1 protein-coding gene is annotated in these 7331 nt (G+C 76.2%); it reads left to right on the forward strand.

Going from position 1 to position 7331, the window contains the following annotated elements; genetic code table 11:
* The coding region (locus ABT093_RS40025) for an SDR family NAD(P)-dependent oxidoreductase (protein WP_350572434.1) at positions 1-7331 on the forward strand (7331 nt) is incomplete at both ends.

Consider the following 7331-nt stretch of genomic DNA (forward strand, 5'->3'; position numbering starts at 1 on the left):
GCGGTCGAGCTGCTGGCGGAGGCGGTGGAGTGGCCGGAGACGGACCGGCCGCGCCGGGCCGGGGTGTCCTCGTTCGGGATCAGCGGCACCAACGCCCATGTGATCATCGAGCAGCCCGCTTCCGTTGACCGTGCGGGCGTTCCGACGGAGCCGGTGACGGCCGCAGGGACGGGTGCGGTGGTGCCGTGGGCGCTTTCGGCGCGATCGGCTGAGGCCCTGCGCGGGCAGGTGGAGCGGCTGCGTGGCTGGCTGGCCGATCGTCCGGAGGCCGATCCGGTGGCGGTGGCGCGGACGCTCGCCTCGGGGCGGGCGGCGCTGGAGCACCGGGCGGTGGTGTCGGGGCGGGATCTGGCGGAACTCGTCGACCGCCTTGGTGAGGTGGCCGGGGGTGAGTCGGCTGCGGTAACGGGTTCGGGCGCGGTGTTCGTTTTCCCGGGGCAGGGGTCGCAGTGGGCCGGGATGGCGGCCGAACTGCTGCTCTCCAGCGCGGTGTTCGCGGCCTCGGTGGAGGAGTGTGCGGGGGTGATGGATCCGCTGACGGACTGGTCGTTGCTGGAGGTGTTGCGGGACGGTTCGGGTGCGCTGCTGGAGCGGGTGGACGTGGTGCAGCCGGTGCTGTTCGCGGTGATGGTGGGTCTGGCGCGGTGGTGGGAGTCGTGCGGGGTTCGGCCGGCGGCCGTGATCGGCCATTCGCAGGGTGAGATCGCCGCCGCGCATGTGGCGGGGCTGCTGTCCCTGGAGGACGCGGTCCGGGTGGTGGTGCTGCGTTCGCAGGCGCTGCGTGGGGTGACGGGTGGCGGGATGCTGTCCGTCGGTCTGGGCGCGGAGCGGGCGGCCGAACTTGTCGCTGGGGATGAGCGATTGTCGCTGGCGGCGGTGAACGGGCCGTCGAGCGTGGTGCTGTCCGGGGACACCGGGGCGCTGACGGCCGTGGTCGAGGGGTGTGAGCGCGAGGGTGTCCGGGCGCGGTGGATTCCGGTCGACTACGCCTCGCATTCGGCGTACATGGACGCGGTCCGCGACGAGGTCGTCGAACTGTCCTCCTCCGTTCGTCCGTTGGCGGGCCGGGTGGCGATGTACTCGACGGTGACCGGCGAAGCGGTCGAGTCGCCGGAGCAGTTGGCGGGTTCGTACTGGTTCGACAATCTGCGCGGGACCGTCCGGCTGGACGCGGCGGTGCGCGCGGCCCTCGCGGGTGGGCACACCACCTTCGTGGAGTGCAGTCCGCACCCGGGGCTGGTCGTCCCGGTCGCGGATCAGCTCGAAGAGGTCCCGGGCGCCGTGGTCCTGGAGACCCTGCGCCGCAACGAGGGTGGTCCCGCGCGTCTGGTGACGGCGCTGTCGGCCGCCTTCGTCGCCGGCCTGCCCGTCGACTGGACCACCCTGCTCCCCGCCGGTCCCCAGGCCGACCTGCCGACCTACGCCTTCCAGCACCGCCGCTACTGGCTCGACGCCCCGCCCGTCGCGGGCGCCGCGCACGACCTCGGTCTCGTGGCGGCCGGCCACCCGCTGCTGGGCGCCGCCGTCCGCTCGCCGGAGGACGGCGGGATGTCGTTCACCGGCCGGCTGTCCGTGCCCGCCCACCCCTGGCTCGCCGACCACGCCGTGCACGGCACCGTCCTCGTCCCGGGCACCGCCCTCCTCGACCTCGCGGTCTGGGCCGGAGCCGAGGCCGGCTGCCCGGTGGTCGACGAACTCACCCTGCACGAGCCGCTCGTGCTGGCCGAACAGGCCGCAGTGCGGCTGCACGTGGCACTCGCCGCGCCCGACGCGACCGGTGTCCGGGCCCTTGCCGTCCACTCCCGGCCCGAGGGCGCCCCCGAGGACGAGCCCTGGACCCGGCACGCAACCGGCAGCCTCTCCTCCACCCCGCCTCAGGCGGTCGCCGACGACCTCCTCCCGTGGCCGCCCCCGCAGGCCGAGGCCGTCGACACCGACACCCTCTACGAGCGCCTGGCAGAGTTCGGCTACGACTACGGCCCCGCCTTCCAGGGCCTGCGGGCCGCCTGGCGGCACGGCGACGACCTGTTCGCCGAGGTCGAACTCCCGGGCGGATCGGGCGGATCGGGCGAACCGGAAGCACCGGACGCGCACGGCCACCACCTGCACCCCGCGCTCCTGGACGCCGCCCTGCACCTCACCGCGCTGGACGCGGTGGAGGCCTCGGGCAGCACCCTGCTGCCCTTCGCCTGGGCGGGGGTGACCAGGGAGCCGACCGCCGAGCCCGTCACCGCCCTGCGGGTGCGGCTGCGCCGCACCGGCGGCGAGTCGGTGTCGCTGCTGGCCACCGACCGCGGCGGCTCGCCCGTGGTACGCGCGGAGTCGCTCGTGCTGCGGCCACTGGCTCCCGGGCGGCTCGCCGGTCCGGCCGCCGCCGACCCGGCCTGGCTGCACCGGGTGGACTGGACGGAGGTGGCCCTGCCCGAGTCCGGGCCCGACCCGCAGCAGCGCTGGACGCTGCTCGGCACGCCCTCTCCGGACCTGCGGGCCCTCCCGGAGCACGGCCTCGCCGCCCACTCCGACCCGGCCGCGGCCGCCGAGGCCGGGACCGACGTCGCCGTCCTGCCCTGCCCGCCGGCGGACGGCACCGGGCCCGAAGCCGTCCGGGCCGCCGTCCACACCGTCCTCGGCGCCCTCCGCGGCTGGCTCGCCGAGGAACGCCTCACCGCCGCCCGGCTGGTGGTCGTCACCCGGGGCGCGATCGCCTCCGACCCCTCCGAGGACGTCCCCGAGCCGGCGCACGCGGCGGTCTGGGGCCTCGTCCGCAGCGCCCAGACCGAGCACCCGGACCGCTTCGTCCTCGTCGACCTCGACCACGACCCGCACCGGGCCGGCCCCCCGCTCCCCGTGGACCTGCTGCGCGCCGTCCTGGCGTCCGGTGAGGCCCAGGCGATCGTCCGGGACGGCACCGTGCTGACCCCGCGGCTGGTCCGCGCCGGCGCCGACCGGGCGCTCGTGCTGCCGGACGGGCCCGCGCACTGGCGCGTCGAGTCCGGCCCGCGGCACACCATCGACGCCCTCGCCGTCGTCGATCACCCGGCCGTGGCCGAACCGCTCGCCGCCGGGCAGGTCAGGGTCGCGGTGCGCGCGGCCGGCGTGAACTTCCGCGACGCGCTGATCGCGCTCGGCATGTACCCCGGCCGCGCGGTCGTCGGCGCCGAGGCGGCGGGCGTCGTGACCGAGGTCGGACCGGGCGTCACCACGCTCGCGCCGGGCGACCGGGTGATGGGCCTGTTCGACGGCGCCTTCGGCCCGCTGGCCGTCACCGACCACCGCCTGCTGGCCCGCCTGCCCGCCGGCTGGTCGTACGCCCGGGCGGCCTCCGTGCCGGTGGTCTTCCTGACCGCGCTGTACGGGCTGCGCGACCTCGGCGGGCTGCGGCCCGGCGAGACCGTCCTCGTCCACGCGGCGGCGGGCGGCGTCGGCATGGCCGCCGTCCAGCTCGCCCGGCACTGGGGCGCCACGGTCCTCGCCACCGCGAGCCCCGCCAAGTGGCCGGTCGTGCGCGGACTCGGCGTGCCCGAGGACCGGATCGCCTCCTCCCGCGACACCGCCTTCGAGCGGCACTTCGCCGAGGCCGCCGGCGGCCGGGGCGTCGACGTCGTCCTGAACTCGCTCGCCGGGGAGTTCGTGGACGCCTCGCTGCGGCTGCTCGCGGACGGCGGCCGGTTCGTCGAGATGGGCAAGACGGACGTGCGCGGACAGGAGGCCGTCGCGGCCGACCGCCCGGACGTCCGCTACCGGGCGTTCGACCTGATCGACGCCGGCCCGGACCGGATCGCCGAACTGTTCGCCGAACTCGTGGCGCTCTTCGAGGCGGGCGCCCTGCGACCGCTGCCCGTCCGCACCTTCGACCTGCGCCACGCCCGCGAGGCGGTGCGCTTCGTCAGCCGCGCCCGGCACATCGGCAAGGTCGCGCTGACCCTGCCCCAGCCGCTCGCCGCCGACGGGACGGTGCTGATCACCGGCGGCACCGGCACCCTCGGCCGCCACCTCGCCCACCACCTGGTCACCCGGCACGGCGTCCGGCACCTGCTGCTGCTCGGCCGGCGCGGCGCGGAGGCCCCCGGCGCGGCCGACCTGGCCGCCGAACTCGTCGAGCGGGGCGCCGAGGTGCGGATCGAGGCCTGCGACGCGGCCGACCGCGAGGCCCTCGCCGGGGTGCTCGCCGCGATCCCCGCCGAGCACCCGCTCACCGCCGTCGTCCACGCGGCCGGCGTGCTCGACGACGGGCTGGTCGACGCGCTGACGCCGGAGCAGGTCGACCGCGTCCTGGACGCCAAGGCCGTGGCCGCCGCCAACCTGCACGACCTCACCCGGGACGCCGGACTGTCCGCCTTCGTGCTGTACTCCTCGGCCGCCGGCGTCCTCGGCACCCCCGGCCAGTCCGCCTACGCCGCGGCCAACGCCTACCTCGACGCCCTCGCGCACCACCGCCGCGCCCGGGGCCTGCCGGCCACCTCCCTGGCCTGGGGCCTGTGGGCCGAGCGCACCGGACTGACCGAACACCTCGCCGCCGCCGACCTGAAGCGGCTCGCCCGCGGCGGGCTGCTGCCCTTCTCGACGCCGCAGGGGCTCGCCCTGTTCGACGCCGCGTGGCAGCGCCCCGAGGCGGCCCTCGTCCCGGCGCGGCTGGACCTCGCCGCGCTGCGCGCCACCACCGGCCCCGTGCCGCCGCTGCTGCGGGCGCTCGCCGGTCCGGCGTCCCCGCGCCGCGCGGCGGCCACCGACGGCGCCCTGCCGTGGGCCCGCCGGCTGGCCGGCGCCTCGGCCGAGGAGCGCGTCGACCTCGCGCTGCGCCTGGTGCGGACGGAGGCGGCCGTGGTGCTCGGCCACGACTCGGCGGAGAGCGTGCGCCCCGAGACGGCCTTCAAGGAGCTCGGCTTCGACTCGCTGACCGGTGTCGAGCTGCGCAACCGGCTCAACGGCGCCACGGGTCTGCGGCTGCCGTCCACCCTGGTCTTCGACCACCCGACCCCGGCCCGGCTCGCGGGCTTCCTCGCCGCGGCCGCCCAGGGCGGCACCGTGTCCGCCGGGGCGCCGCCCGCCGTGAGCACGGCGGTCCGCGCCGACGAACCGGTGGCGATCGTCGGCATGGGCTGCCGCTTCCCGGGCGGTGTCGCCTCGCCGGAGGACCTCTGGGAGCTGGTCGCCGCAGGCGGCGACGCGATCGGGGCCTTCCCGGGCGATCGTGGCTGGGACGTGGCCGGGCTCTTCGACCCCGACCCGGAGGCGTCCGGGAAGAGCTACGTCCGCCGCGGTGGATTCCTGTCGGGTGTGGCGGAGTTCGACGCCGAGTTCTTCGGGATCTCGCCGCGCGAGGCGCTGGCGATGGACCCGCAGCAGCGCCTGCTGCTGGAGACGGCGTGGGAGACCTTCGAGCGGGCCGGCATCGACCCGCGCTCGCTGCGCGGCAGCCGGACCGGCGTCTTCGCCGGAATGGCCGGGCACGACTACGCGACGGGCGGGATGCCCTCCAGCGTCGAAGGGCACGTGCTCACCGGAAACGCCACGAGCGTCGCCTCGGGCCGCGTCGCCTACACGTTCGGGCTGGAGGGCCCGGCGCTGACGGTGGACACCGCGTGCTCGTCCTCGCTGGTGGCGCTGCACCTGGCGGCGAACGCGCTGCGGTCCGGGGAGTGCGACCTCGCCCTCGCCGGCGGGGTGACGGCGATGTCCACCCCGGACTTCTTCGTGGAGTTCTCCCGCCAGCGCGGCCTGGCACCGGACGGGCGGAGCAAGGCCTTCGCCGCGTCGGCCGACGGCATGGGCGCGGCGGAGGGCGTGGGCCTGCTGCTGGTGGAGCGGCTGTCGGACGCGGTGCGCCACGGGCACCGGGTGCTGGCGGTGGTGCGCGGTTCGGCGGTGAACCAGGACGGCGCGTCCAACGGTCTGACGGCGCCGAACGGTCCGTCGCAGGAGCGGGTGATCCGGGCGGCGCTGGCGAGCGGGGGGCTGGCTGCGGCGGATGTCGACGTGGTGGAGGCGCACGGGACGGGTACCCCGCTGGGCGACCCGATCGAGGCGCAGGCGCTCCAGGCGACGTACGGGCGTGAGCGGGCCGGTGAGCCGCTGCGGCTCGGTTCCGTGAAGTCGAACATCGGTCACACCCAGGCGGCTGCGGGTGTGGCGGGTGTGATCAAGATGGTGATGGCGATGCGGCACGGCGTGCTGCCGAGGACGCTGCACGTCGACGCGCCGTCGCCGCACGTGGACTGGTCGGCGGGCGCGGTCGAGCTGCTGACGGGCGAGGTGCCGTGGCCGACGGGCGGGGAGCGGGTCCGCCGGGCCGGGGTGTCCTCCTTCGGGATCAGCGGCACCAATGCGCACGTGATCCTGGAGGAGGCCCCGGCCGACGCGGGGACCGAGGCGCCGGCGGATGTCGATGGGGTCGTGCCGTGGGTGCTGTCGGCGGGGTCCGAGGCGGCGCTGCGCGGGCAGGTGGAGCGGCTGCGTGGTTGGCTGGCCGATCGTCCGGAGGCCGATCCGGTGGCGGTGGCGCGGACGCTCGCCTCGGGGCGGGCGGCGCTGGAGCACCGGGCGGTGGTGTCCGGGCGGGATCTGGCGGAACTCGTCGACCGCCTTGGTGAGGTGGCCGGGGGTGAGTCGGCTGCGGTGTCGGGTTCGGGCGCGGTGTTCGTGTTCCCGGGTCAGGGGTCGCAGTGGGCGGGGATGGCCCTCGAACTCCTCGACGCGTCACCGGTGTTCGCCGCCGCGATGGACGAGTGCGCGGGGGTGATGGATCCGCTGACGGACTGGTCGCTGCTGGAGGTGTTGCGGGACGGTTCGGGTGCGCTGCTGGAGCGGGTCGACGTGGTGCAGCCGGTGTTGTTCGCGGTGATGGTGGGTCTGGCGCGGTGGTGGGAGTCGTGCGGGGTTCGGCCGGCGGCCGTGATCGGGCACTCGCAGGGCGAGATCGCCGCCGCGCATGTGGCCGGGCTGCTGTCCCTGGAGGACGCCGTCCGGGTGGTGGTACTGCGCAGCCGGGCCCTGAGGGGCGTGACGGGTGGCGGGATGCTGTCCGTCGGCCTGGGCGCGGAGCGGGCGGCCGAACTGGTGGCGGGGGACGAGCGGTTGTCGCTGGCGGCGGTCAATGGCCCGTCGAGTGTGGTGCTCTCCGGGGACACCGGGGCGCTGGCCGCCGTGGTCGAGGGGTGTGAGCGCGAGGGTGTCCGGGCCCGCTGGATTCCGGTCGACTACGCCTCGCACTCGGCGTACATGGACGCGGTCCGCGATGAGGTCGTCGAACTGTCCTCCTCCGTTCGGCCGTTGGCGGGCCGGGTGGCGATGTACTCGACGGTGACCGGCGAAGCGGTCGAGTCGCCGGAGCA

Origin of the sequence: Kitasatospora sp. NPDC002551 (assembly GCF_040296005.1) — a bacterium.
In the GTDB taxonomy this organism is placed as follows: Bacteria; Actinomycetota; Actinomycetes; order Streptomycetales; family Streptomycetaceae; genus Kitasatospora.